Annotated in this window: 23 protein-coding genes and 1 tRNA gene; 11 read left to right on the forward strand and 13 right to left on the reverse strand. The window is 32.6% G+C overall.

What is annotated here, in order from left to right:
* The first annotated feature begins 62 nt into the window (after positions 1-62).
* The 3 genes from F555_RS0105060 to F555_RS0105070 all read left to right on the forward strand — a co-directional run bounded on the left by F555_RS0105060 (position 63) and on the right by F555_RS0105070 (position 3,839).
* Positions 63-1,328 (forward strand): ABC transporter substrate-binding protein, encoded by a 1,266-nt coding sequence (locus F555_RS0105060; RefSeq protein ID WP_018154134.1) that lies wholly within the window; start codon positions 63-65, stop codon positions 1,326-1,328.
* A gap of 314 nt (positions 1,329-1,642) precedes the next feature.
* A complete protein-coding gene (locus F555_RS0105065) occupies positions 1,643-2,692 on the forward strand; it encodes a FecCD family ABC transporter permease (RefSeq protein ID WP_018154135.1) in 1,050 nt (349 codons plus the stop codon).
* A 19-nt stretch (positions 2,693-2,711) separates the two neighbouring features.
* Positions 2,712-3,839 carry a FecCD family ABC transporter permease gene (locus tag F555_RS0105070; protein ID WP_018154136.1) on the forward strand — a complete coding sequence of 376 codons (1,128 nt, stop codon included), beginning with the start codon at positions 2,712-2,714 and terminating at the stop codon, positions 3,837-3,839.
* A 59-nt stretch (positions 3,840-3,898) separates the two neighbouring features.
* Here the strand turns inward: F555_RS0105070 and F555_RS0105075 are convergent, their stop codons facing one another.
* Entirely contained in the window at positions 3,899-5,038 is a 1,140-nt protein-coding gene (locus tag F555_RS0105075; protein WP_018154137.1) for an ABC transporter ATP-binding protein, read from the reverse strand.
* Positions 5,039-5,415: 377 nt separating this feature from the next.
* The gene (gene cobN, locus F555_RS0105080) at positions 5,416-9,081 is read right to left on the reverse strand and encodes a cobaltochelatase subunit CobN (RefSeq protein WP_018154138.1); all 3,666 of its coding nucleotides are present in this window, start codon (positions 9,079-9,081) and stop codon (positions 5,416-5,418) included.
* Positions 9,082-9,351: 270 nt separating this feature from the next.
* On the opposite strand from cobN, the gene F555_RS0105085 reads away from it, so the two are divergent.
* Both F555_RS0105085 and F555_RS0105095 read left to right on the forward strand, forming a co-directional pair.
* Positions 9,352-10,431, forward strand: a complete 1,080-nt coding sequence (locus F555_RS0105085) for an ATP-binding protein (protein WP_018154139.1) — start codon at positions 9,352-9,354, stop codon at positions 10,429-10,431.
* A gap of 182 nt (positions 10,432-10,613) precedes the next feature.
* A complete protein-coding gene (locus F555_RS0105095) occupies positions 10,614-11,429 on the forward strand; it encodes a vWA domain-containing protein (RefSeq protein ID WP_018154141.1) in 816 nt (271 codons plus the stop codon).
* A 227-nt stretch (positions 11,430-11,656) separates the two neighbouring features.
* Here F555_RS0105095 and F555_RS0105100 read toward each other — a convergent pair whose 3' ends face one another.
* From F555_RS0105100 to F555_RS0105135, 9 genes are all read right to left on the reverse strand, one after another.
* The gene (locus tag F555_RS0105100; protein ID WP_018154142.1) at positions 11,657-12,610 is read right to left on the reverse strand and encodes a nucleoside recognition domain-containing protein; all 954 of its coding nucleotides are present in this window, start codon (positions 12,608-12,610) and stop codon (positions 11,657-11,659) included.
* Positions 12,611-13,031: 421 nt separating this feature from the next.
* Complete coding sequence (locus F555_RS0105105) at positions 13,032-13,622, reverse strand: hypothetical protein (RefSeq protein WP_018154143.1); 591 nt, start codon at positions 13,620-13,622, stop codon at positions 13,032-13,034.
* 249 nt (positions 13,623-13,871) lie between these two features.
* Positions 13,872-14,735, reverse strand: coding sequence for an Mrp/NBP35 family ATP-binding protein (locus F555_RS0105110; RefSeq protein ID WP_018154144.1), 864 nt, complete (start codon positions 14,733-14,735; stop codon positions 13,872-13,874).
* Positions 14,736-14,891: 156 nt separating this feature from the next.
* A complete protein-coding gene (locus F555_RS0105115) occupies positions 14,892-15,080 on the reverse strand; it encodes a hypothetical protein (RefSeq protein ID WP_018154145.1) in 189 nt (62 codons plus the stop codon).
* Between the two features lie 42 nt (positions 15,081-15,122).
* On the reverse strand, positions 15,123-15,362 hold the full coding sequence (locus tag F555_RS0105120) for a hypothetical protein (RefSeq protein WP_018154146.1): 240 nt from the start codon (positions 15,360-15,362) through the stop codon (positions 15,123-15,125).
* Positions 15,274-15,507, reverse strand: a complete 234-nt coding sequence (locus tag F555_RS09430) for a hypothetical protein (protein WP_157205743.1) — start codon at positions 15,505-15,507, stop codon at positions 15,274-15,276. Before F555_RS09430 ends, F555_RS0105120 begins: the two co-directional genes overlap by 89 nt.
* 124 nt (positions 15,508-15,631) lie before the next feature.
* Positions 15,632-16,720, reverse strand: coding sequence for a non-hydrolyzing UDP-N-acetylglucosamine 2-epimerase (gene wecB / locus F555_RS0105125; protein ID WP_018154147.1), 1,089 nt, complete (start codon positions 16,718-16,720; stop codon positions 15,632-15,634).
* A 4-nt stretch (positions 16,721-16,724) separates the two neighbouring features.
* The gene (locus F555_RS0105130) at positions 16,725-18,005 is read right to left on the reverse strand and encodes a nucleotide sugar dehydrogenase (protein WP_018154148.1); all 1,281 of its coding nucleotides are present in this window, start codon (positions 18,003-18,005) and stop codon (positions 16,725-16,727) included.
* Positions 18,006-18,021: 16 nt separating this feature from the next.
* Complete coding sequence (locus tag F555_RS0105135; protein ID WP_018154149.1) at positions 18,022-19,275, reverse strand: cation:proton antiporter; 1,254 nt, start codon at positions 19,273-19,275, stop codon at positions 18,022-18,024.
* A gap of 236 nt (positions 19,276-19,511) precedes the next feature.
* On the opposite strand from F555_RS0105135, the gene F555_RS0105140 reads away from it, so the two are divergent.
* The 3 genes from F555_RS0105140 (at position 19,512) to F555_RS0105150 (ending at position 21,508) form a co-directional block, all read left to right on the forward strand.
* Positions 19,512-20,222: a (5-formylfuran-3-yl)methyl phosphate synthase gene (locus F555_RS0105140; protein WP_018154150.1), complete on the forward strand. Its 711-nt coding sequence runs from the start codon at positions 19,512-19,514 to the stop codon at positions 20,220-20,222.
* Between the two features lie 184 nt (positions 20,223-20,406).
* Positions 20,407-20,480 (forward strand) — tRNA-Arg (locus F555_RS0105145).
* Positions 20,481-20,854: 374 nt separating this feature from the next.
* Entirely contained in the window at positions 20,855-21,508 is a 654-nt protein-coding gene (locus F555_RS0105150) for a metal-dependent hydrolase (RefSeq protein ID WP_018154151.1), read from the forward strand.
* A 64-nt stretch (positions 21,509-21,572) separates the two neighbouring features.
* Here F555_RS0105150 and F555_RS0105155 read toward each other — a convergent pair whose 3' ends face one another.
* Positions 21,573-22,535: a transcriptional regulator gene (locus tag F555_RS0105155; RefSeq protein WP_018154152.1), complete on the reverse strand. Its 963-nt coding sequence runs from the start codon at positions 22,533-22,535 to the stop codon at positions 21,573-21,575.
* A 200-nt stretch (positions 22,536-22,735) separates the two neighbouring features.
* Here F555_RS0105155 and hdrC point away from each other — a divergent pair, with 200 nt between their 5' ends.
* Positions 22,736-23,290: a CoB--CoM heterodisulfide reductase subunit C gene (gene hdrC, locus F555_RS0105160; RefSeq protein ID WP_018154153.1), complete on the forward strand. Its 555-nt coding sequence runs from the start codon at positions 22,736-22,738 to the stop codon at positions 23,288-23,290.
* A 146-nt stretch (positions 23,291-23,436) separates the two neighbouring features.
* Positions 23,437-24,312: a CoB--CoM heterodisulfide reductase subunit B gene (gene hdrB / locus F555_RS0105165; RefSeq protein WP_018154154.1), complete on the forward strand. Its 876-nt coding sequence runs from the start codon at positions 23,437-23,439 to the stop codon at positions 24,310-24,312.
* 55 nt (positions 24,313-24,367) lie between these two features.
* Here the strand turns inward: hdrB and F555_RS0105170 are convergent, their stop codons facing one another.
* Positions 24,368-25,156: a DUF7839 domain-containing protein gene (locus tag F555_RS0105170; protein ID WP_018154155.1), complete on the reverse strand. Its 789-nt coding sequence runs from the start codon at positions 25,154-25,156 to the stop codon at positions 24,368-24,370.
* Between the two features lie 83 nt (positions 25,157-25,239).
* Here F555_RS0105170 and surE point away from each other — a divergent pair, with 83 nt between their 5' ends.
* The gene (gene surE, locus F555_RS0105175; RefSeq protein WP_018154156.1) at positions 25,240-26,046 is read left to right on the forward strand and encodes a 5'/3'-nucleotidase SurE; all 807 of its coding nucleotides are present in this window, start codon (positions 25,240-25,242) and stop codon (positions 26,044-26,046) included.
* Positions 26,047-26,053: the final 7 nt, after the last annotated feature.

Genomic DNA, 26,053 nt, shown 5'->3' on the forward strand with positions numbered 1-26,053 from the left:
TATAATATTATAATAATATAAATATCTAATTAATTATTACCAATAGATAAAAAGGTGTTAGTATGAAACGAGTATTAATACTCTCTATTTTGGCATTGATATCATTGATTCCCGTAGCTATGGGGGCAGAAATCGGGGATGTAAATGCAGACAACTCAATAGATATTGCCGATGTGGTATATCTGTTCAAAAATAGAAATCTCAACCTTGAAGATGGAGATTTGAACTGTGATAATTCAATAGATATTGCCGATGTGGTATATCTGTTCAAAAACTATGATACATTTAGACGTCCAGTTGTATTTGCTGAAACATTTAGTTTAGAGCCGCACTGGGATGAAGGATACTGTTATATAGTAGATTCAAAGGGATACAAATTTGTTTTATTAAAAGAAGGAGCAACAGCACCAAATATCCCTGATGCAAAGGTAATAACAACACCTGTAAAAAACATTAGTACCATATTTTACTGTCCAATTGTTTCAACAGCAGATATATTAAATGATTCCTCATGCTATGATACAATAAAAGGAGTTCCGAGCTCTGTTTTAAAATATTCGCCAGAACTTACAAAAAGATATAACGAAGGTAAAGTTGCAAATATTGGCTCATCATCTGAAATTAATTATGATGTAGTGGTTAATACAAGTCCAGATATTGTATTCTTAGGAGATTGGTCATCCCATGATGCAATGGAAGCTAAATTAAATGAACTAGGTATTACAGTATCAAGGTTCTACACATACGATGAACCAACATTTCTAGGAAGGATAGAGTGGGTGAAATATGCCGCGGCCTTCTGGGGGGAAGACAAGTACAACAAAACGAAAGATTACTTCCAAGGTGCATGGAAAAAGAAGAACGAGTTGTTAAGAACAACAAGAAATGCAAATGATTATCCAAAAGTTGTTAATTTCTGGAAGTGGAGTGATACAAGCACACCGAGTGTTCCACAGGCTCAGAATTTTTACAGTAGGTTGATAAATGACTTTAGAGGAGATTACGCATTTAACGACATACCTGGAACAGGTTCTGAAAAATTAGATACAGAAACTTTCATGGAAAGAACAGTAAATGCTGATGTGATTATATTGAGGCAGTGTAAAGATATAAAAACAAAAGAAGATTTATTGGCCAGATACCCAACCTCAGGCTTTGAAAACTTCAATGCATATAAAAATGGAAGATTCTATGTTTCAAAACCTGATTACTATGTATGGGAAGCAAGGGACCCACTAGGATATATGGAGGATTATGCTAAGATGGTTCATCCAGAGTTATTCCCTAATGGAGATAATGATTTAAAGTACTACATCAAACTTCAGTAAACTACCTGCCCTTATGGACTGGCATTTTATGGTCCTGTTAAAATAAATAATAAAATTTTTTATTATTTTTCCAATCTTCCGTTTTTTAGGAAAATTTACTAATAATTCAAGAGTTAATATTCCATTTACTATTACATTCGCTTTCAGGGTTCCATTCTTTTATAATGACGTGTCTTATTGAAATTTTTATGGCTATATTATGTTATTTCCTATTTTTTTATAAATTTTAATAATTTAGATATTAAGTAGAATTTTTATATATTATTATTTCCTATTTTTTTATAAATTTTAATAATATAGTTATGGGTGGAATTTTGAAAGTTAAAAGATTTTTGGGATTGTATATATTATCTTTAGTATTGTTGGTAATTTTATCTTATTTTAGTATTGCAGAAGGGACAATTCCAATAAAAGATGAACAGTTGGAAAAATATTTATTAGAAGGAACTACTGGAAATGTAATTATGGATCAAATTATAGAAAAATTAAGACTTCCAAGGGTTGTTGGAGCAATTGTTGTTGGATTAGGTATTGCCGTGGCAGGGATTTTAATGCAAGGGTATTTTAGAAATCCACTGGCAGACCCCTATTTAATGGGTGTGGCAAGTGGAGCATCTCTTGGCGTTGTTTTGTATGTTTTTACATCGTTATTGTTTAAAATGGGGGTTCCTCGTTCAATATATGGATTTATTATCTCTGCGTATATTGGCTCATTAGCCACCATGGTTGCTGTTATAAATATGGCAAGAATTGTAAAGCAAACTGCAACATTATTGATTTGCGGTATTATGATAGGAGCAATAGCATCTGGATTAACCACGCTTGTTGTATATACTGGGGATTATATGGGTGAAGAAAATTCCAAACTCGCAGAGTATTTAATGTGGGGGATGGGCTCACTTAACAATTTAACATGGGGCCAGATTAAGATTATGACGATTGTAATAATTCCAACAGTTATTTTAACTTACATATTTTTTTCAAAAAAACTTGATGCAAACCTTCTTGGAGAGAAATATGCCATAAGTGTTGGAGTAGATGTAAAAAATTTAAGAAAATGGCTGATAACATTATCCTGCATATTGACGGCAACTGTTGTATCATTTACAGGGCCTATTGCCTTTGTAGGGTTGGTATGTCCCATTATGGCAAGAATGATTTCTGGCACCTCAAAGCACATCTATGTAATACCTATGACGGCTTTATTGGGTTCTATATATGTGCTATTTGCAGATATACTAACAAGACCTGGAGTAGTAATACCACAGACATCCAACAATATTCCACTATTGGCTCCATTATCCATAATCGGAGCTCCGATTGCTATAATTGTATATCTAAAAGTTAGAAAAATGGGAATATAAAATTTAAAAATGGGATATGATGAATTATAGATATGTTATAATTTTAGCTTTACTTGTTTCAGTGGTTGGATTATTTATTACTGGGGTGTATTTTGGTGGAAATGCCAAATCAATTACAATAGATGATACTACAAATTTTGTTATATATCAAACAAAAAGTACGGTGGATTCCATATATTATAAAATAACTGGGAAGCATATTTTTCCCCAAACTCCATTGGATGAAAGTACTAAATTTAAATATATCATATTAAAAAAATATCGTTTACCACCAATTGTTGGAGCAATTCTTGTGGGTTTAACGTTATCAACATGCGGTTTAATGTTGCAGACATTATTTAGAAATCTTTTATCATCCCCATATACGACAGGTATCTCAAGTGGAGTTTTATTTGCTGTTACACTTGTTATATTTATATATAGTTTTGCAGAACTATTTTCAACCTTTAAAGTAGATGAAAATATAATAGCAGGATGGTGTGGTGGATTATTATCACTAATCATGCTTATTATTATAGCCCTTAGGGTTAAAGAAGTAAATGGAGTTTTGATTGTTGCTCTGTTAATGAGTTACCTATTTAGGGGAATAAGTGCATATCTAATGGCAAATGGAACAGATTTTACAATTCAGGAGTATTATACGTTCATTATTGGAAATGTAGCGAGAGTTAATGTAAATAATATATTTCAGATGGTCATATCCACAATAGTATTTATAATTGGGAGTATTTTTTTAATAAAACCATTAAACGCCCTGTTATTTGGTGAAACCTACGCAAAAAGTTTTGGGTTAAATGTAAAAAAGATTAGAATATTGATACTATTATTGGCATCATTTATTGTAGGGGTTATAATTCCGTATGTTGGGTTAATGGCATTTGTGGGTATTGCAGCACCATATTTGGCAAGACCTATTATAAGAACCTCAGACCACAGGTGGCTACTGCCTGCAACTATGCTTGTTGGTGTGGTGTTGATGCTCATGTGTCATATTATTTCATTGAAATACTGGGTCCCCATCTTTTACCTGTATAATATAGACCGTCCAGCTCAGGTTTTACCAATAGGCTCCATCCTTGACGTACTAGGTGGATTACTGGTAATATATTTAGTATATAATGGTGAAAAAAAGATAAGAATACAATAAATAATAAACATGCAAAAAAATAAACAATAAAATAGATTTGATTATTCTTCAATTAATCATTATTCTAACATCTCTTTTAAAGATTTAATATTTCCATCATATTTTATTACCTTCTTATTCGTATTAATCGCATGTTCAACAAGTTTTTTATTTAAAATATTGGTCTGCCCCACTGGAAAATCCGTATATATAACTACATCAGATGTTCTGAGCTCATGTAATGCCTTTTCAAATTTTTCATTTGATATGGGTTCATAAGGCTCTTCGCATATTATCTCCAATTCCATGGTTTTTGCCACAATATAATCTATATCATTTTTATGTAATATTCCTACAACCACATCGTATCCATTCTTAGTAAGAAATCTTAACACATCAACACCTGTCCCTGCACCACAAACTAAAAAAATCCTATTATAACCCCCAAATCCAGAATTTGCATTTTTTAGTTCAAAATAACCTATTATTTCGTTGTAATTTGCATTATCCAAATCATAAAGATTATTTACGATTTCTTTTTTCATAACATCCTCTGGATGTCCGTATGCTATTACCCTGTGGTTTTTTATTAATGCCATTTTATCGGCTATCCTCAGAGCGAGCTCTATATCATGAAGTGTAACAATTATTGCTAAATTATTTTCTGTTGCAAGTTTTCTCAGTAAAAGAGTCAGTTCAATTTTATGTTTTGCATCCAAAAAACTCGTTGGCTCATCCAGTATGAGAGCGTTAGGTTTCTGAGCAAGAGCTCTTGCTATCATTATCTTCTGTCTCTCCCCATCACTCATTTCAAAAAAGTTTTTATTTAATAGATACTCGGCATTTACAGATTTTGCGGCATGTGTGATTATTTCCTTATCCTTTTCGGTTAATCTACCAAATAAATCAGTGTAAGGGTGCCGTCCAATGGCGATAATATCATATCCAGTCATATTTCCCGGATTTACTCGCTCAGTTAATACCACTGCCATTTCCTTTGCAAGTTTTTTTGGCGTTAAACTATGTATATTTTGACCATTTAAATAAACTACCCCCTTTTTAGGTTTTAAATATGTTGCTATGGTTTTTAGAAGTGTGGATTTACCTGCACCATTTGGACCTATGATGCACAGTATTTCTCTTTCCTTTATATGTAAATTCACATCTTCAACTACAATATAATTTTTATATCCTACAGTTAAATTCTCAGTTTTTAACATATATTATCACGATTTAAATTTATTTATTATCATATCATACCAAACCCGTTATTATATTAATTGTAAATTTTCTTTAATAATATGTATAAATACTTTTATCAAGTGTCTACTTTAATAAACGCCACAAAATATATACTCACTAAAAATAATACAACCTTCTAACTAATGGCCTAAGTTTTTGGTGCTGAGCTCAGAGTAATATACCTAATGATAATGCTACCACCGATATATCCAAAAAAATATTTGTTGGGGTTATCAAATCTTTAAAAGAAAAATCCTGCCCCTTCATAGTTGCTACTCCCTGCATGTAATAGTATATTATACACTATGGGTCATTAACAACATATACTTTTTACAGGACATGTTAAACATGGAATTTATTTAATGGCCAAATTTTCCTTTAATTTATCTTTCCATGTTAAATCAATATCAATGCCCCCGCCTTGGAAGTCTCCAATATCAACATCTCCGTAGGTGTCCTCAATATCTCCTTCAATTTCCATATAAATTCTTTTTAATTCTTCAAGGTTCTCTTCACTTGTTTTCCAAAGGCCTCTTTGATATGCCTCCAGCAATCTCCTACTAATTTCTTCTAATGCATAGATGTTGTTTTCTTTAAAGAATTTCCTATTTTCCTCATTTTTCACATGGGTGTTGAATATCTCATCAAAAACCCAATTATCAACCTCTTTTGTTGTGGCACTCCATCCAAATACTCTTCCAACTCTCTTCGCTATATCTCCTGCCCCTTTATAATCATGTCTTTTCATCCCTTCAATCCACTTTGGATTTAAAAGTTTTGATAAGGAAACCCTCTCTATCTCCTCCTTTAAAGTCCTTATCTCAACTTTATTTGGATTTCTCGTATCCTCATAATAGACCTTAACATCCTTTTTTGAAATGACCCTTGCAGCATTTGTTAATCCACCATGCGTTCCAAAATAACTACAGCATCCAAATAAATCATATTCATCAGTAACGGTTTTGTTAAATGTCAAGTCAACACTCTTTAAGATACTTTCAAATGCATCCTTTGCAAATGTTCCGTGAACATTTTTTCCATAAGCATATGAGTTCCAAAGCATGAATGCATCCTTTAAATCTTCCTCATTTTCCCATGCACTTGAATATATTGCATATTTAACCCCATTCCCATAAGTCCCTGGTTTTGAACTGAATATTCTATATGTTGCTTCTCTGAGGGATAACTCCTTCTCTAAACCTTCTAACACATGTTTTTTAACAAAATTCATCTCTATTGGTTCATCTAACTTTGCCACTTTTGTTATTGCCTCATCAACAATTTCTATACAATTTGGGAAATTATCTCTCAAAATCCCACTAACCCTTATAGTCACATCAATTCTCGGTCTTCCCAACTCCTCCAATGGAATAACTTCTACACCAACAATCGTCCCATGTTTCCATTTTGGTTTAACCCCTAATAGATGAAGAATTTGTGCCATCCCCTCTCCATCAGACCACATAATATCTGATGCCATCCAATAACTAGCAACGTTTTCAGGATATTTACCATTTTCGTTGATATATTTTTCAATCAACTTCTCAGCCAATAAAACTCCGACCCTATATGCTGCCTTTGTTGGAATCTTATACGGATCAAGAGAATAGAAGTTCCTTCCAGTTGGAAGAATATCATCCCTTCCTCTTGTTATTAATCCAGATGGTCCCGGTTCTATATATTTTACATCAATGGCATTTAAAAGTGCATTTATTTCCTTAGATTGTTCTAATCTTTCATTTATATCAAATATTTTTTCTTTTAATTCATTATCCTCAATATTTATTCCATCTAATACGTTTTTTATCTCATCTTGCAACTTTCTTTTATATTCAAACTCCAAAATGGTATTTATAAATTCAACTTTTCTTTCCCCGCTTGGTAGTTCCCCAAATATATGCATACCATCATTTATCTTTGAATTCTTTATCATTTCCAAGGTATTTCTCAATTCATCAAAGATTTCCTTAAAGTTTGAATGAATTGAGTAAGACTCTTCGAGTTTTGCAGCTCTCCGCTTTGCTCCGATATCACCTTCTTTTGAAATATTTTCTATTTTCTCCTTAATTTTTAATAAGTTGGTTTTCTTTACTTCTTCAATAATTAAATGCTCTAACTGATGCCTTCTTGATGTATTCATATCTTTTAGATATTCGTTTACATAATTATCTAGGGTTTCAAGTTCTTCATTCATTGCATCGGTCATTACCGTTTGCATGTGGTCAATTAATACTGCATAACTTCTTCTCTTTGCAATAGTTCCCTCTGGTGGGTTATCTGAGTTGTAAATGTATAAGTGAGGAATGTCATTTATGCAGATATCTGGATAACATTCATTTGATAAACCAACATTCTTCCCAGGCAAAAATTCCAAAGTACCGTGGGTTCCAACATGAACTATAACATCAGCAATCTCACTGAAATACTTATATGTGGCAATGTATTGGTGTGTTGGTGGGCATTCTGGGTCGTGCAAAATTTTGCATACGTTTCCATCACATCTTGCTCCCGCACAACCTCTCTTTGGTTGAACGCAGACATATATATTTCCAAATTCTAAGCCAGTTATGACAATCTTGTTTTTTCCAGTACTGTCTTTATAAATCATAGATGCTGGGATATCTTTTCCATTTAAGTCTCCCCACGTATCTAAAACCTTCTTTTTAACGTTTTCTGGAAGTGTCTTGAAGTATTCCATATACTCTTCTTCATCCATTAGGTATAGATGGCCTCCTTTTGCAATAATCTCATTTACAGTCGTCCATCTAAATTCGGAGATTGCCTTTTTGTCTAATATCAATTTTGCCAATTCGTTTCCATTTTTGGGAATATTTTCAATACAATAACCTTCCTCGTTCATCTTTTTCATTATTCTTATCAAACTTTCAAATGAATCCAAATGTGCAGCACTTCCAACCGTTGCCTCAACAGATGCACATGCAGCATTATGCAAAACAAATATGACTTTTCTATCTTTTTTTGGTTTGTTTTTTAATTCCATCCATTTTTTTATTCTTTTAACTACTTTATCAATCCTATCATCTATTGGCATTTTCTTTTCCAAGTTCCCCTCCTTATGTACGGTTCCAATTAAAATTGGTTCTATAACCCCTTCAAATTCAGGTAAGGCAATTGTCCACCCTATATCCGCAGATAATCCTTGTATGTCATTTTTCCATTCTTCGTAGGTTTTGTAGTAGCTCACTATTGGATGGAAAACAGGGATGTTGAGTTTTTTTAGGACATCTATTCCTTGCAATTTCTTTAAACTGCCTTTTTCAACGACCGTTCCCAATGGAAAAGATAGTAAATTTATTAATGTATCTATTATTGGTTTTTCATTCTTAAAGAAGTATTTTAAGATACACTCTCCCCCTCCTATGGCATTTAAATCTTCATTTTTTGCCCCATAAGAAAAAACAGGAATTATATTAAAGTATTTTTCCAATTTACTTATCAGGGCATTTATAACGCCCATATCTTCATTCATAAGATAATGTCTTGAAAATAAAACCCCTATGGTATTCTTTTTATTAAAGTCTGCATTATTTAAAAATTCATCCAGATTCTCAAAGATTTCTCCCCTATAAAATATACCTTGGAAGGGTAGTTCTTTTGGTGGAGATAGGGGGAGGGCCATGTTTAAGGTTTCTTTTATAAGGTACATAATGAGATTTTTGAAATTTTCAACTCCTCCGTAAACCGTATATAGATATGCTTTGTGAGATAGCTTTGAGTTCCAATATGTGGGATCTTGGCTTGTTACTATTAAATTTTTGAATTTATTGGCACTAATATCTTCATAAAAATCATCAGTGGAAGTTCTATACATAAAAACAATATCCGACTTTTTTGCGTCATTTAAAAAATCGTCCAATTTATCTGGCATATCTTTTGTTGAATATAGTCTTAAATCAACATTTAAATGAGATAATTCTTTTTTTAATTCATCCCATGCTTTGTTTAATATGGAGCAATAGGATGCCCACATTAGGGTAGTTATAGTTATGGTTTTAGACATATAATCACCATAAAAATCTCATACTTTTATTATTCTAATCATATTATTTAATGAATATTATTACTATTTATATTTTATGATATTTATCATGATTAATAATTATAAATTAGGTTTTAATACCAATTAGTAAAAAAGATTATAAGATTCATAAAAATATTTATTAAGTATTACGTAATTCATAATAATTTTGTGATTGTATGAAATGTTATTTATATAAGAAATTAAAATAAATTTGTGTAAATATAAAATACATTTAAATTAGGTGAGAAGATGAATTATTCATTTACTGCAATTGTTGGGCAGGAAAAAATGAAACAGGCGCTGGTCTTAAACGCAATAAACCCAAAAATTGGGGGAGTTTTAATAAGGGGAGAGAAGGGAACTGCAAAATCTACAACAGTAAGAGCTCTGGCTGATTTATTGCCAGAAATTGAGGTTGTTGAAGGATGTCTATTCAACTGTGACCCCAATGGGGATTTGTGTGATGTATGTAGAGAAAAGAAGGAACGGGGAGAATTAAAAACAATTAAGAAAAAGATGAAGGTTGTTAACCTCCCAATTGGTGCTACGGAAGACAGGGTTATCGGAACACTTGATATTGAAAAAGCAATCAAAGAAGGGATTAGAGCTCTTGATTCAGGAATTTTGGCTGAGGCAAATAGGAATATTTTGTACATTGACGAAGTGAATCTTTTAGATGATCATATTGTTGATATCCTTTTAGATGCTGCTGCAATGGGGTGGAATGTTATTGAGAGGGAGGGGATAAAGATTAAGCATCCCTCACGATTTATCTTAGTTGGAACAATGAATCCAGAAGAAGGGGAGTTGAGGCCTCAGATCCTTGATAGGTTTGGGTTGATGGTGGATGTTGATGGATTAAACGATATAAAGCAGAGAGTTGAGGTAATAAAGAGAGTTGAAGAATTTAATGAAAATCCGGAAGAATTTCATAGAAAATATGAGGAAGAGCAATTAAAGTTGAGGGGGAAGATAGAAAGGGCAAGAGAATTATTGAATAATGTAAAAATAAATGATGATTTATTGGAACTAGTTTCAAAGATTTGTATTGAATTAGGTATTCCAACAAATAGGGCAGATATAACCGTTGCAAGGACGGCAAAAACCATTGCTGCATTTAATGGAAGGGATAATGTAACTGTTGACGATGTAAAAAAGGCATGTGAGCTTGCCCTCTTACACAGAATGAGGAGGAAGCCGTTTGAACCACCACAATTAAACAAAGAAAAGATCGAGCAAATATTTAATGAGTTTGAGGAGAAGAATAAAGAAAAAAACGAAAATGAAAATGAAGGTAATAACAAAGAAGATGAAGTAAAAAAAAACTAAATGAAAGTAATAGTAGGGATGAAAATAATAACGAAAATAGAGAACATCCCGAAAACCATGAAAACGATAATAAAAACAGTGACAACAATGAAAGCAACAATAACGAAAATAGCGACATTGGAGATGGGGATAGGACATTTGGTATAAATGGAAGGGTAAATCCAAAAATTCTTAACATAAAGTTGAGGGATAATCTATACAGGTACAGTAGCGGGAGGCACATAAGGAGCATCAGCAAAAAAGGAAGATATATACAATACCGAATTCCACATGGGAAAACAACCGATATTGCCTTTGATGCAACATTTAGGGTTAGTGCATTGTATCAAAAAGAGCGAAGAGAGAAATTTAAGGACAAAAATTTGGTATTATACTTAAAAAAAGAAGATTTAAGGGAGAAGGTTAGGGGGAGGAAGATATCATCTAATTTGCTGTTTGTTGTTGATGCAAGTGGTTCTATGGGTGCGATGAGGAGAATGGAAGTAGCGAAAGGAGCAGTTTTATCTCTCTTAATGGATGCCTATCAAAAAAGAAATAATGTGGGAATGATTGCATTTAGAAAAGATAGTGCAGAACTTGTTTTGCCTTTCACTTCATCTGTTGAACTTGGGGAGAAATTACTCAAAGAGCTCCCAACTGGAGGAAAAACGCCCCTATCAAAAGCATTTTTAAAGGCATATGAGATTTTTAAAAATGAAATGAGGAAAAACCCAAACATAATACCTATTATGATATTTATCAGTGACTTTAAACCAAATGTGGCTATTAAAAAAGATTATATAAGGGAGGTCTTTGATATTTGTGATAAAATTGCAGAGGAAGGAATAAATGTCATTTTAATAGACACTGAGCCAAAATCATTAATAAAAATAGGTATTGGAGATAAAATTGCCAAAAAATATGGGTTTGGATATTATAAGATAGATGATATTAATGTAGATGGAATTTTGGACATCGTTAACCCTTTAATGAATTATTATGGCGGTGTGCAATTTTAATAAGTATCTCTGTTAATCAAATATTCATATGATATTTCAATTTTTTATATGTTAAATATAGTCTTTCTGCAATTATATAACAACCATGCTTATTATAATTTACATTAATTCTGCAATTTTAATAGAATTTTTAAGCAGTATTTACATAAATTTTTAATTTGTAGGTAATACATTTAGTGCCTGAATTCGCAGAACGACTATAAATACAAAATTTTGTAAACTATCGATTAGATCAGCAATAGCCCCATTATTATCAAAATGTCCAACAATAAAGTTATTATTGCATTAATCATAACTATTTTAGTCCCAAATTTTGGTCCAAATAATGAAACATGCAAGGGCAGGGAGTGTTTAGCATATCTACTTGAAAGGGTCATAACATTTCCAATAATCAAACCAATCAAAACTTCTTTTGAACTTAAAATGTCTTCATTTAAAAACCCGCCTGCCATAACTATTGCTGCATGGACATTCATAACCTCAGTTAATGCTAAGATTCCTACATTGGGATTCAAATGCAAAAAATTCGTTATTGGCTCAACAAATCTTTCAACATAATCAAAAAACCCTATTTTAGACAAATAAATAACCAATGTCATCATAAAGAACATTATTGGAATCAATCTCTTAGCAAACCTCAAAGTACTATTAAATGATTTCTTTGCGTTTTCTTTTTTGTCCATTTTATTGATATGTGGCATCTCGAAATTACAATCTTTTGATATAATGGATAAATACAAAAATCCAATTACTGTTTTTGCGAATGCAACTCCTAACCTAATCAAAACAAACAAAACTCCAGTGATACCTAAAATTGGAATAACAACAGGAATAAAAAATGTGAATGTGTGTGATAGTACAGATGGAAAAGAATTTGCTAATGATGTTCCAATAACTTCTTTTTTATTTAATTTATTCTCTTTTAATCCTTCTGCCAAAATTGAATATCCGATAGTAGGGCTAAAAAAGCATGTTAAGATTGAGGATATTGAGAAAGGATTTATTTTTAATCTTCTTAAAATTGGTGATAGGCTTTCACCTATTTTTCCCATAGCCCCGGTATTCATAATATAACTAACAATAAACATGGTTAATAAAATAATAATGGATATTTTTGCTGTGTAGAGCATAGATATTTTTAAGGTGTTAATTAAAGTATTGAGATAAAACTCCAACTCCATAATATCACCAATGTTTAATATGTTGAAATAAAAATAAATTAAATATTTGTTTTCAAATTATCTTGATTATTAACGCTTCCTTAACACTTTTTTAAAACATTTTACAGTCATTTTCTCAATCTGGTATGCCGCCCCTCATTATACTATAAATCTATCTTTACAGCATCTTTAAAACTTTTCCCTGCTATCACCATGAAAAATTTTTATATATTGATAAACTGTTGTTGTAACTTGATAGAACGACTACATGATATCAGAGAAGGTGTATTAATTAATCTAAAAAAGAGCATTTTAATAATTAAATTTAAAAAAAATAATTTTAATTTTATCCTTAGTTACCTGTACCTTTATAAATCAAGACATCCAGCAAATTCCTTTAGAATTTGATGGTCTTATTTTAACCAAAAACATCTAATAAATTTCAGTCTTTCAAAATCGGATACCATCTTAAATCTTCATTTACAATAATTGTCGTTTTATTTGGATAACCATAATAATAAAGTTTCTTACCATTTGTGGATAATGCCACTGCATTTAATTCTTGGATATTCATAACTTTATTACACTTAAACACTGCTATCTTTTTCAATGAAATCGGAATTCTATATCGATTAGGTTCAGAACCAGTCTCTATAAAAGCTACTCGTGAATCTGTTGTAGTTACTGCCAAAACTGTGATTTGTTCCCGGTTTTTATTTGTGTAACTCATCCATCCTATTGTCTTTACTTTATCTTCAGGATTATCTTTTATGAATACCGCCACCTTACATCTCCATAAAAATCCAGATTTTTCTGATAGCGCAGTACGATAATATCCATCCTTCGTCTTAAATATAAAGACCTTACCCCATCCTATATCTATTTCATCAATAAGTTCTGCATCCTCTCCAATTGTGAAATGGGACTTTGCTGCATCAATTCCTGTTAATCTATAGTTTCCTAAATATAAAAACACCACTAAAATACAGACTAACAATGCTATTCCCAATGTTATTTTGTAAGATTTTTTCACGGAAATTCCCCCCGTGATATAAATACATAAGGCTTCACATTCCCAATTTACTATATTATAGGATTTTGTTCTATAAAGAAAAGTTGTATCATCCATTATTTAAAACTTTTATCTCGAACCTATGATTTAGAGCTCTATATATAAACACATGCGACTTAATAATTGGTTTTATTTTTGAAGATAAAACATCACCATAAAACTAAAAAATAAGGAATGTTATTAAGAATAGGCAAAAAATTTAAAAAAATATTATTTTTCTACTATTTCAACAATTTTTTCAACAACTTTTTTAAATTCTTCAGAAGCCTTACAGTCTAATGTAACCATAGGTACTCCTTTATCGGAAGCTTCTCTGGCTTTAACATCCAATGGTATTCTTCCTAAGAATTTAACATCGAGCTCTTTAGCAGCCTTCTCCCCACCGCCTTTTCCAAATACATCTACAACTTCATCACAGTGTGGACAGATAAAGCCGCCCATGTTTTCAATTAAGCCCAATATTGGTATATTCATTGTTTTTGCCATTGTCACAGACTTTTTAGCATCTAAAACAGCCACTTCTTCAGGAGTAGTTACTATGATTATACCATCAATATCAGGAATTGATTGTAGGATAGTCAATTGTATATCTCCTGATCCTGGTGGTGTGTCTATCAATAGATAGTCGAGCTCTCCCCAGACAACATCGCTTAAAAACTGCCTAACTGCTCCACTGACTTTTGGACCTCTCCAGATTACCGGTGTTTTTTCATCAGGTAAGAAGTAACTAATTGACATTGTTTTTATTCCTTCAGGAGTTGTAACTGGGAATATTCCGTTTTCGTCTGCCATTGGTTGTATATTTTCAACACCGAGCATTTTAGGAATATTTGGACCGTGTATATCCCCATCCAGCACTCCAACTTTTTTACCCATCATGTTTAAGGCAGCTGCCAAGTTGACAGTAACTGTTGATTTACCTACTCCACCTTTTCCACTTACAATTGCTATTTTATGCTTTATTTTACTCATATTTTCTCTTATTTTTGCGTTTTGCTGTTCCATCATCTTTTTTGCATCTGAGCATGAGTTACTAAGGGCACAACTTTCGCATTTTCCATCGCATTCTGCCATATAATCACCATGATTAAATTATAATAACTAATTGGTGTTAAATGATATAAAACTAACTCATTTAAAAAAAGATGATGTGTGTATGGGCTTAAAATTGCACACCACTATAAATGTTAAAAAAATAAAATAATGGACTAACATAAACTTTAAAATTAATTATATGTTACCAAATCCTCCACATCTCCTGCCATTACCACGCCCCATTCTCCTTCCCCCCGAATCTATTCTGTGGATAATGTCTTGAGATGCACCACAATTTGGACATTTTGAAGGTTTTGGAGCTCCGTAGGGAACTTCGATTATATTATTACATGATGAACATTGGAATTTTTTCAATTCTGTCATGTTATCCCTTTTTTATTATATGTAGTTGATACACTCCCTATTTTATTCTTCTTTATCAATTAAATCCTTTAATTTTTTAATTTCGTTTTCAAGATGTGCTTTTTCTTCTTTCAGATGGTTTATTATCCCAGATAATTTATTTTTTAAAACAGTTTTATTTTCACTTACTATTGGAATTCTATGCCTGTATAATTCAGAAGCATGGGGATATTCTTCCAGTTTTTGTGTCTTTATAGTATACATGAAATCCTGTTCCACATCTACATGTTCCAATATACTCATAGTTTCCACCGCTTAATGGCGTTTCTCTTGGTGCAACATGAGCTCTTGGTTCAGAGTACCCTGTGTATCTTCTACCAAGTAATTGGCATAATTTCCTACCAAAGAATCCTCTATCTCTACCAAATCCGTATCCGCACCTGAACATACTACCACCTCATTAGTTATAATATTGCACATATGTGTTGATATATTTATCATTTACTAATTAGTTAATAATAATGACACAAAAATACACTAGTAAATTCAAAAAATAAAATTCTGATTAATATTTAATAGTTGTACAAAATTTCAACAATCTTTTTCCCAGCGTTCCCATCTCCAAAAGGATTTTCCCAATTTCTATTTCGTTTGAGCATTATTTCCACGGAGTTCATAATTTTTTCTTTATTGTAACCTGCAAGCATGTTGCTACCGACTTCTAGAGTTTCGGGCCTCTCTGTATTTTCTCTCAATGTTACACACGGGACTTTTAAAATACAGGCTTCCTCCTGGACTCCTCCACTATCGGTTAATATCAATTTTGCATTTTTTTCCAGAATTAAAAACTCCAAGTATCCTATTGGCTCTATTATCTTTATTAAGGGATTATTTTCAAGTTTTTTCATTAAATCGTATTCTTTTAACTTCTTCTCAGTTCTTGGGTGTATTGGGAATACAATGTTATGGTTAAAATGTTCTACAACCTGGATTATAGACTCTACAATATTTTTTAACCTTTCTATATTGTCGGTATTTTCTGCCCTATGGAGTGTTAAAAGGAAATAATCCTTGCCATTTGTAATTTTTGTTAAAAATTCTTTAATTGATTCTCTTTCTTCAGCTATCCTTAGATTCTGTAGTGTGGCATCTACAATAGTGTTTCCTACAACAAATATATTTTTTTCATTTATCCCTTCTTTTAATAAGTTGTTCTTTGCAGTTTTTGTTGGTGCAAAGAGATAATCCGATATATGGTCGGTTAGTACCCTGTTTGTTTCTTCAGGCATGGTTCTATCGTAACTTCTTAAACCTGCTTCAATATGGGCTATTTTTATATTTAGTTTTGATGCTGCAAGAGCTCCAGCTAAAACAGTATTTGTATCTCCCTGAACAACAACTAAATCTGGCTTTTCATTCAAAAGAATTTTTTCTATTTTAGCCAGCATTTTTCCAGTTTGTTCTCCATGGGTGCCTGATCCAATATTTAAATTATAATCTTGGGAGGGAAGGTTCAACTCCTGAAAAAATATACTATCCATATTTTCAGAATAGTGCTGATTTGTATGAATTATAAAATAATTTCTGCCCCCTAATTCTCGAATGATGGGGGACATTTTAATTATTTCTGGCCTGGTGCCTAATATAACACCTATTTTCATCATTTCACCAAGTTCTCCCGTTCCCTAATAGTTTAACATCGAATTTAGATTCCCCCCATAAGTCATGATTTAAAATGTTTCTAGTATCTATTACAATTTTATTTCTCATTTTTGAATACATGCTTTCGAGCTCTTCCTTTTTGAAGTTTTTAAATTCATCATGATCGGTTAGAAAAACAATACAATCTGAATCAACGATACTATTCTCTAAACTATCCAATGGATATTCAAAGATTTTTGCATGGGGATCGTATATTGAAACGTTAATATTTTTAGATAAAAGAACATCAATAACTTTTTTAGAAGGACTTTCCCTTGTATCTTCCACATTTCCTTTGTAAGTAACCCCAAAAATACTTACTTTTGGATTTTTAACATTTAATTTTTCTATCTCTTTTAAAATTAGATTGGCCACATAGTTTGGCATTTCTTCATTTAATTCCCTGGCCATTCTTATTAATTTAGCATTTTTGGACTTTTCGACTATGAACCAAGGATCTATGCTTATACAATGGCCACCTACACCAGGTCCTGGTTTTAATATATCTACTCTGGGATGTTTATTTGCAAGATCTATGGCTTCCCAAACATTTACACCTACTTCATTACATACTTTTGCAAAATCATTTGCAAGGGCGATATTCACGTCCCTGTATGTGTTCTCCATCAATTTTACCATTTCTGCAGTAGTTGAATCTGTCAGGTAAATATCCCCTTCTACAAAAGTCTTGTAAATTTCACCTGCAAGTTCTGCAGATTCTCTGGTTATTCCCCCAATAATCCTGTCGTTTTCAACTAACTCTTTTAATATTTTTCCAGGAAGAACCCTTTCTGGACAGTATGCCACATATATATCTTTTTGAATTAAACTATATACGAGCTCAGTGGTTTTTGGAGGTATGGTGCTTTCAATTACCAATAGATTTCCATCTTTTAAGTATGGCTTAATCTTTTCTGCCACACTTAATACACAGCTTAAGTCACATTTCTTAGATCCATCTTCATTAGGTGTTGCAGGGGTGGGAACACATATGATGAATGCATCGGCTTCTTCAGGTTCTGTTTTAACCTTGAGGTTTTCTGAATTTATTGCACCTTTTACAAGAGTCATTAATCCAGGTTCTTCGATTATTAATCTTCCTTCTTTTATGGCACTAACTCTTTTTTCATCGATATCCACCCCAATTACGTCAAATCCATGGTTTGCAAGCATTGAGGCAGTTGGCAGCCCGATATAACCAAGACCTATTACGCATATTTTTTTAATCCTTCTATTTTTTTCCATTCAATCACCCAAAAGCTTACTTAAGGAGTTTTTCAGCCAAGATGTTGGCCCAGGAAGCTTCAATAACTACGCTTATAAATATCGTCATAAAGGTGACCACAAGTATTGAACCAGCTATTGTTTCAGGAGGTATGTATTGTGATATATAGGAGGGTATTACGTGAGGGTTTCCCATTATAGCAGAGTATATTGTTGCAGCAAGTGCTGCGGGAACTACACCTCTTGGTCCTTCAAGAGCAAAGTATATCCTTTCTTTTATTGACCTTATAGGAGGTATTGAAGTTGCAACTAAAACGCCTATAGGTCTTGCGATAAATACTGAACCAATTGCACATAGTAATCCAAGAGCTCCGAATTTTTGAAGAAGTGGTAAGCTCATACTGGCACCTAAGAATACAAAAATCAAAATTCTTACTACAGTTGATAAGTCCGTACAAAATTCGGCTATTTTTTCAACTTCCCTGGACTTTGTAGGATATTTTGTAAGAACATTACCTATGTAAAGCCCCATTATGGCTACAGCCATAAATCCACTTAGCTCATATCCTGTAATTTTTGAGAATATTACTTCTCCAAAGTACCACAGTGCTAAAGCCATTCCAACACTGAATGGTGCAATATACTCTTCAAATTCTCCTGCTAAAACTGTAGCTTCAAAGATTCTTCCTCCAACGTATCCAAGAAGAGCTCCACCAAATGCAAGTGCTAAAAAGTCCAATATTGGATTTACCTTTTCAGATAGACCTAATACCGATAAACCTAACGTTGTAGTTACGATACCTAATGGATCATTAAATACACTTTCAGCTTCAAGTGTAACAGCTATTTCCGGATCTATATCGGATTTTGAAAATATTGGTATCAATGTCGCAGGATCTGTGGCACTGTTAACTGCACCGTACAGATATCCCACAGGGTTATTGTATGGAATGTTAAAAACTAAATTGAATATTAGTCCTGAAATAAATAGAGACAGTACCAATGCTATTGTATCGAGTTTTAAGACCGTTTTTAATACTCGCTTTAAAACAATCCATCTCATTTCAAAAGCTCCAACTAATAAAATGATTATTAAACCAACATTACCGACAAATGCAAAAATGTTTTGAGCATGTATTGGAGATATGATTCCTGTAAAGGGTCCGACAATTAAACCAAATATTAACAGTAGAGGTATATCTGGAATATTTATCTTTTCCCCTATTTTTGCTATTATTGACCCGAATACTAACAGAAGTGAAATGTATCCGATCACAATGGAAAAGTCCATCATAACACCTTCAATTGTAAATTGATATATATTTAAAAAATAAATTCCATATGGTATGGATATATAAATTTGTATCGTTAAAGATAGTGTTTCTGTATTATATATTCAATCGTTAAATTTTTATATATTAAATAGTTTTTCAATATTGTAACTTATTATTGGCTTACTAATAAATACTTTTAAAGCTTATATACTTTAAGTTGTCAGGATTCTAAGTTAAGGTTTTGGGTGAAATTGTGATTATACTAGTTAGTCCTAAAGATGTTAATGAAGCAATTGAAGCAATTGAAGGTGGAGCCGATATTATAGACGTTAAAAACCCTCCAGAAGGTTCGTTAGGTGCTAACTTCCCATGGGTGATAAAGCAAATAAAGGAAGTAACACCTGAAAACAGGTTAGTTAGTGCTACAATAGGGGATGTTCCATATAAGCCAGGTACAGCTTCACTTGCCGCCTTGGGGGCTTGTGTAAGTGGTGCAGATTACATAAAGGTAGGACTCTATGGGACAAAATCCTATAGTCAATCATTGGACTTGATGGAAAAAGTTACAAAGGCAGTTAAGGATTTTGATGAGAAGAAGATAGTTGTAGCTGCAGGATATGCAGATGCATACAGGGTGGGAGCTGTTGATCCATTAGTTATCCCTAAAATTGCTAGGGATGCTGGGTGCGATGTTGCAATGTTAGATACTGCGGTTAAGGATGGTAAAACATTGTTTGATCATTTAAATGAGAAGTTACTTGAGGAATTTATAAATGAGACACACGCCTATGGAATGAAATGCGCCCTTGCAGGTTCCATAAAGAAGGAAGAAATTCCTATTTTAAAGGATATTGGCTGTGATATTGTAGGGGTTAGAGGGGCTGCATGTACCAAAGGAGACAGAAACGAAGGCAGGATACAAAGAAATTTGGTAAATGAATTAGTTAAACTTTGTAGGGACTAACCAAATATTATTTTAATGCCTTTAATATTTTAAATACTAATCGTTTGATGAATATCATTCACGTATTTCATATATAAAATTTAGTAATAAATAAATGACATATTAAAAAATAGTTAAATATAAATTCCATAATTATATATATCCGAGTCGTTTAATCGTTAAAATTGTTGAACTGTCATATCTTGCCCCCGTAGGCTAGTCTGGACAGACTCGCGGACTGCGGATCCGTGGACTCGGGTTCAAATCCCGACGGGGGCGTTATTCATTAAGATTTCTAATAATTTGCTAAGGAACCTATGAGATAGACTCACAAAACTTGCAGATTTCGTCGAGAAATGAAGAAATTTAAAACTAAAGGTTTTAAGTTCCTATTCCCTTCAATTGTTCTTATAAGTGTACTGTTTGGATGCAACTTTTTAAACTTGCGTTTTAAATCCCCAACGGTTGAGGTTATTTTAAAATACTGTTGAACGAACAATTGAATAAAATACTGAGGTTGTTTTTAAGTTTAGGTGTCCACCTATATGGAATATCATAGTAGTTATATATTTTTTACATGCTTTTTTAAAACACGTAATTTTATAAGTTTCAAGGGATATATTGTAGACACATATAAAAAGTAGGTGGGTATTATGATAACATGGTATGGACATGCATGTTTTAAAATAGATAATGTTTTAGTGGATCCATTTATTCCAAATCCTATGTGTGATATTTCCTTTGACGAGATAATGGATGGAGTAAATGTTATAGCCGTAACTCACGGTCATGCTGACCACTTGGGGAATTCAGAATTGCTTTCAAAAGAATACGATGTCCCTGTTGTTTCAAACCATGAAATTTCAGTATATTTGTGTGAAAAAGGAGTTAAAGCAGAAGGTATGAACATAGGCGGTACGTTAAATATTAACAATGCCAAATTAACCATGGTTAGGGCAGAACATTCTTCAGATATAGATACATGCACCCCTGGAGGGGTGGCAGGAGGGTATGTAATAAATGATAGAATTTACCATGCTGGAGATACAGGTGTATTTAGGGATATGGAATTGATCGGAGAACTTTATTCTCCATCCATAGCATTGTTACCAATAGGTGGTAGATACACCATGGATATTAAAGAGGCCCTGGTAGCAATTGAGTTAATTTACCCTGAAGTTGTTATCCCTATGCACTATAATACGTTCCCATTGATTGAGACAAATGTCGCTGAATTTAAGAGATTAGTGGAAGGGTTTGGAGTAGATGTAATTATTCCGAAAATAGGAGAACCAATAGATATTTAAAATTTTATTTTTATTTTATCTGGTATAAAATAATAGAAATCATTGGGAATAAAAAATATATTTATCATTTAATCATTTCTTTTATATACTCTATTAGAGCTACGGCGTCGTCCATTTTTTCGAGCTCCTTCATACTAATTACTGCCAAATTTTTGTAGTATCTTTCTTTTTTTTCTAAGACTAGTAATGAGTGACTGTTTAAGATCTTAGATATTTCGTTTACGATTAATGCCTTTTTTCTTATTTCTGCGGTCTCAGTTTCTTCGATATTGGTAAGTAATATATTTTGATCATACTCTTCTCTGTGTTTCTCTGCAACTGCATCAAATGGGGCCTTTCTAGTAGGGACTAAATTAAATCCCAAATTTCCCAATATATCCATTATTTGTATTTTGAAGTCCTCAGTATTTGTTGAGTTATTTTTATTTTCCAAACTCTCTTTTTCAGTTTCCAGTTCTTTTGGGAATTCAGACAGTTGTATTCCCTTAACCAATGGAACATCCAGATATTCTTCTATTTTTAAGGCTATTTCAACTGCAGGATTTGCTGCATTTTGTTCGTACTTGTAGATAGTTTTCTTGGAAACTCTTGAAAATTCTGCTAACTCACTGACTGAGATGTTTAATTTTTCCCTGGTTTCTTTTAGAACGTTTCCATCAATGTTTACGAAGAAACCTCCCCGATGTGCATATATTACCGGAGGACTTCCTTTCAAATATAAATCAAAAGTATCATAGGTTATTGCTTTTATATTGTAACGTTCATAAACTACACCATTTTCCATTGGGGAGTTTCTAGTCCTTGTACCAATTATGATAGGTACTGCATTTACCATACTGGATATTTTTATAAGTTCTTCAGACTGTTCTTTACTTAAACTGTCGATATTCTTTAGTATTTTTATTAAGAATCTAGAATCTTTTTTTCTTGCAATTAGGTCAAAGCAAGATCTACCTAATGGCTGTGAAACGATGAATTTATGATTATTCAGTAAGTTTATACATTCGGAAAGAATCATCTCCCTCATACTATCACCCGATTAAATTTGGATATATTAATAAAGTCTAAACCTAATCCATCAAGTATATATTATTTATGGAAAAGGTATATATATATAAGTATTTATCCATTGTATGGTTTAGGTTCATTATACTTGTGTATTATACACGTTATCGATTGATAATTAATATATGATATATATGTAAATGATAATTCTGAGGTGATAATATGATATATAGTAGTGATTTGAATAAAAATCTTGCATCACAAATCATTGAAGCTGGAACACCTATACCAGGAGATGATGTGGTTTCATCATTAAAGGCATGCTACCAGTGTGGAACCTGTACAGGAAGCTGCCCAAGTGGTAGAAGAACATCCTACAGAACAAGAAAAGTTATAAGAAAAGCTTTGTTAGGAATGGATGATGTTTTAGATAGTGACGATATCTGGAAATGTACAACATGCTACACATGTTACGAAAGATGTCCAAGGGATGTTAAAGTTACTGAAATAATAAAAACAATAAGAAATCTCGCTGCACAAAAAGGAAACATGGCAAAAGCTCATAAAATGACTGCAATGTATGTTTTAAAATACGGTCATGCAGTTCCTGCAAACAAAAATACTGCAGAACTTAGAAAATCAATAGGTTTATCTGAAAAAGCTCCAATTGCACAGTTCAGTGAAAAGGACTTAAACGAAATGAATACCTTAATTAAAGAATTAGGATTTGATGAATTAATAGGATTTGACTGGGAAAAAGGAGCATTAAAAGAATAATTAATTCAATTTACAATATTAAATTTAAAACAGGGGGTTAAATTAAATCTTCGAGTTATGGAATAACAGAGCTGTTTAATTCCACATATCTCATGGATACATGGAGATGGCCCCCTTAACATAAAAAATAAATTTTAGGTGATAAAATGAAATATGCTTTTTTCCTTGGATGTATTATGCCGAATAGATATGCAGGGGTCGAAGCTGCTACAAGAACTGTTATGGAAAAATTAGGTGTAGAATTAGTAGACATGACAGGTGCATCATGCTGTCCTGCACCTGGTGTATTTGGTTCATTTGACCAAAAAACATGGTTAACTTTAGCTGCAAGAAACCTCTGTATCGCAGAAGAGATGGGTGTCGATATAGTAACCGTATGTAACGGATGTTATGGTTCATTGTTTGAAGCTGCTCACTTGTTGCATGACAATAAGGAAGCTTTAAACTTTGTAAATGAAAAACTCGATAAAGTTGGAAAAGAATACAAAGGCAATGTTAAAGTTAGACACTTTGCAGAATTGATCTACAACGATATTGGTGTAGACAAAATTGCTGAAAAAGTTGAAAGACCATTAAACATTAACGTAGGGGTTCACTACGGATGCCACTTCTTAAAACCAACTGATGTAAAACATTTAGGAAGTGCTGAAAGACCTGTAATGTTGGATGAAATTGTAGAAGCTACAGGTGCAAAATCAGTACCTTATGCAGACAAGATGATGTGCTGTGGTGCTGGTGGTGGAGTTAGAGCAAGAGAATTGGAATTATCCCTCGATATGACAAATGAAAAAATTGAAAACATGATAAAAGCTGGTGCAGATTGTACAGTAAACGTATGTCCATTCTGCCATTTGCAGTTTGACAGAGGACAGATTGAGATAAAAGAAAAATTCGGAAAAGAATACAACTTCCCTGTTTTACACTTAAGTCAGCTCTTAGGTCTTGCAATGGGAATGGATCCAAAAGACTTGGCATTAAGTGTTCACCAAATCTCAGTTGATCCATTATTGAAAAAAATTTAATTGGATAAATATTTTTATTTATTTTATTTATATTATTTTTTAAATTTTAATTTTTTTAATTTTCTAGTGATTTTGTCGTATCCAATACGGTATAGCTTATTTTTTCTTTGTTTAATGATTTAACTACTTTTTCAGTCATTTTTCCAGTAATTAGCGCTATAACATCACATCCTCTATTACATGCAGTCACTATACCTTCTGAAACTGCAAATTTTATATCTGGATGAAGCCCTAATTTTTGAGTTACAACGTTTCCCACAGTTCCCATCGTGGCTATAACTGCATCTTTGTTTTCATTTAATATTCTTTTAATTAAATTGTAATTTACGTTTTTTGAACCTCCTTTTACTTTTGGAGGTATTTTTAATATTGTTACTTTTCCTTTTGGAATATCTATAAAACCTTTTATTTCATGGATTGCAATATCTTCTCCCTTTTTGCCTCCTTCAAATACCTTTGCTGTAGCTTCTGATTCTGTAGTTTTTGACGCACAGATAAACCCTTTTTTCATGTATAAATATACTTTATCCCCTTCTTTCAAATCTTCGTCAGCAATTGCGGGCCAAATATCTTTATATCTGTAAAGATCCTGGTTAACATTACTTAGGTAGTTTTTAAACTCTGAAATCCATATCTTTAATGCCTGCATACCCTTGTCTGTAATTACATATTCTCCCCTTCCCCTTGATTTAATATATTCTTTTTTTAGCAGGTTTCTTATGTGTTCAGATACCCCTTGGACTGTTATGCCCAAAACTTCTGCGATTTCTTTCTGCTTTATGTGTGGCTGCTTCCTAACGATTTCTGAAAGTATTTGAAATTCTGTAATATTTCTCTTTTTCATAATCTCACCGAAGATTAATTAAGAAGTTTTTATTATATAATTATTAATATTATAGTTAGATAATTATGTTATGTGGTGATTTTATGGTTGATATTCTTTTAGTAAATGATGATGGGATACATTCAAGTGGTTTAATGATATTAAAAAACGTTTTAACTAATGAACTGAATGCAAATGTTACCGTTGTAGCACCTACAAACCAACAAAGTGGTATTGGAAGAGCCATAAGTCTTTTTGAACCTTTAAGGATAACGAAAACTAAACTATCGGACGGTTCTTATGGTTATGCAGTTTCAGGCACGCCTACAGACTGTGTTATATTGGGAATATATGAGGTACTGAAAAAAATACCTGATTTTGTTATTTCCGGTATAAATATAGGGGAAAACTTGGGAACTGAAATAACTACATCCGGGACGTTGGGAGCAGCTTTTGAAGGAGCTCACCATGGTGCAAAATCTATTGCAGTATCCTTGCAGGTAACAACCGATCATTTGAAATTTAGGGAAGGAGAAACACCCATTAATTTCTTAACTGCTGCTAAAATTACGGCAAAAGTTGTCAAAAATTTCATTGATTCGGAATTTCCCTGTGATGTGATTAATCTCAACATCCCTGAAAACGCCACTGAGGACACACCCATAGAAGTTACAAAATTGGCTAGAAAGATGTACACAACCCATGTTGAGGAAAGAATAGATCCAAGAGGTAGAAGTTACTACTGGATAGATGGTTACCCAATAATGGAGGAAGAAGAAGGTACGGATGTTTATGTTGTTAGAAGAAAAAATCATGTTTCATTAACTCCTTTAACTCTTGATACAACAGTGTCTAATCTAAAGGAGCTCAAGGATAAATACGAGAAGATATTGAATTTGGATAATAAATAATATATAT

This window comes from Methanothermococcus thermolithotrophicus DSM 2095, assembly GCF_000376965.1.
Classification (GTDB): domain Archaea; phylum AGJL01; class Methanococci; order Methanococcales; family Methanococcaceae; genus Methanothermococcus; species Methanothermococcus thermolithotrophicus.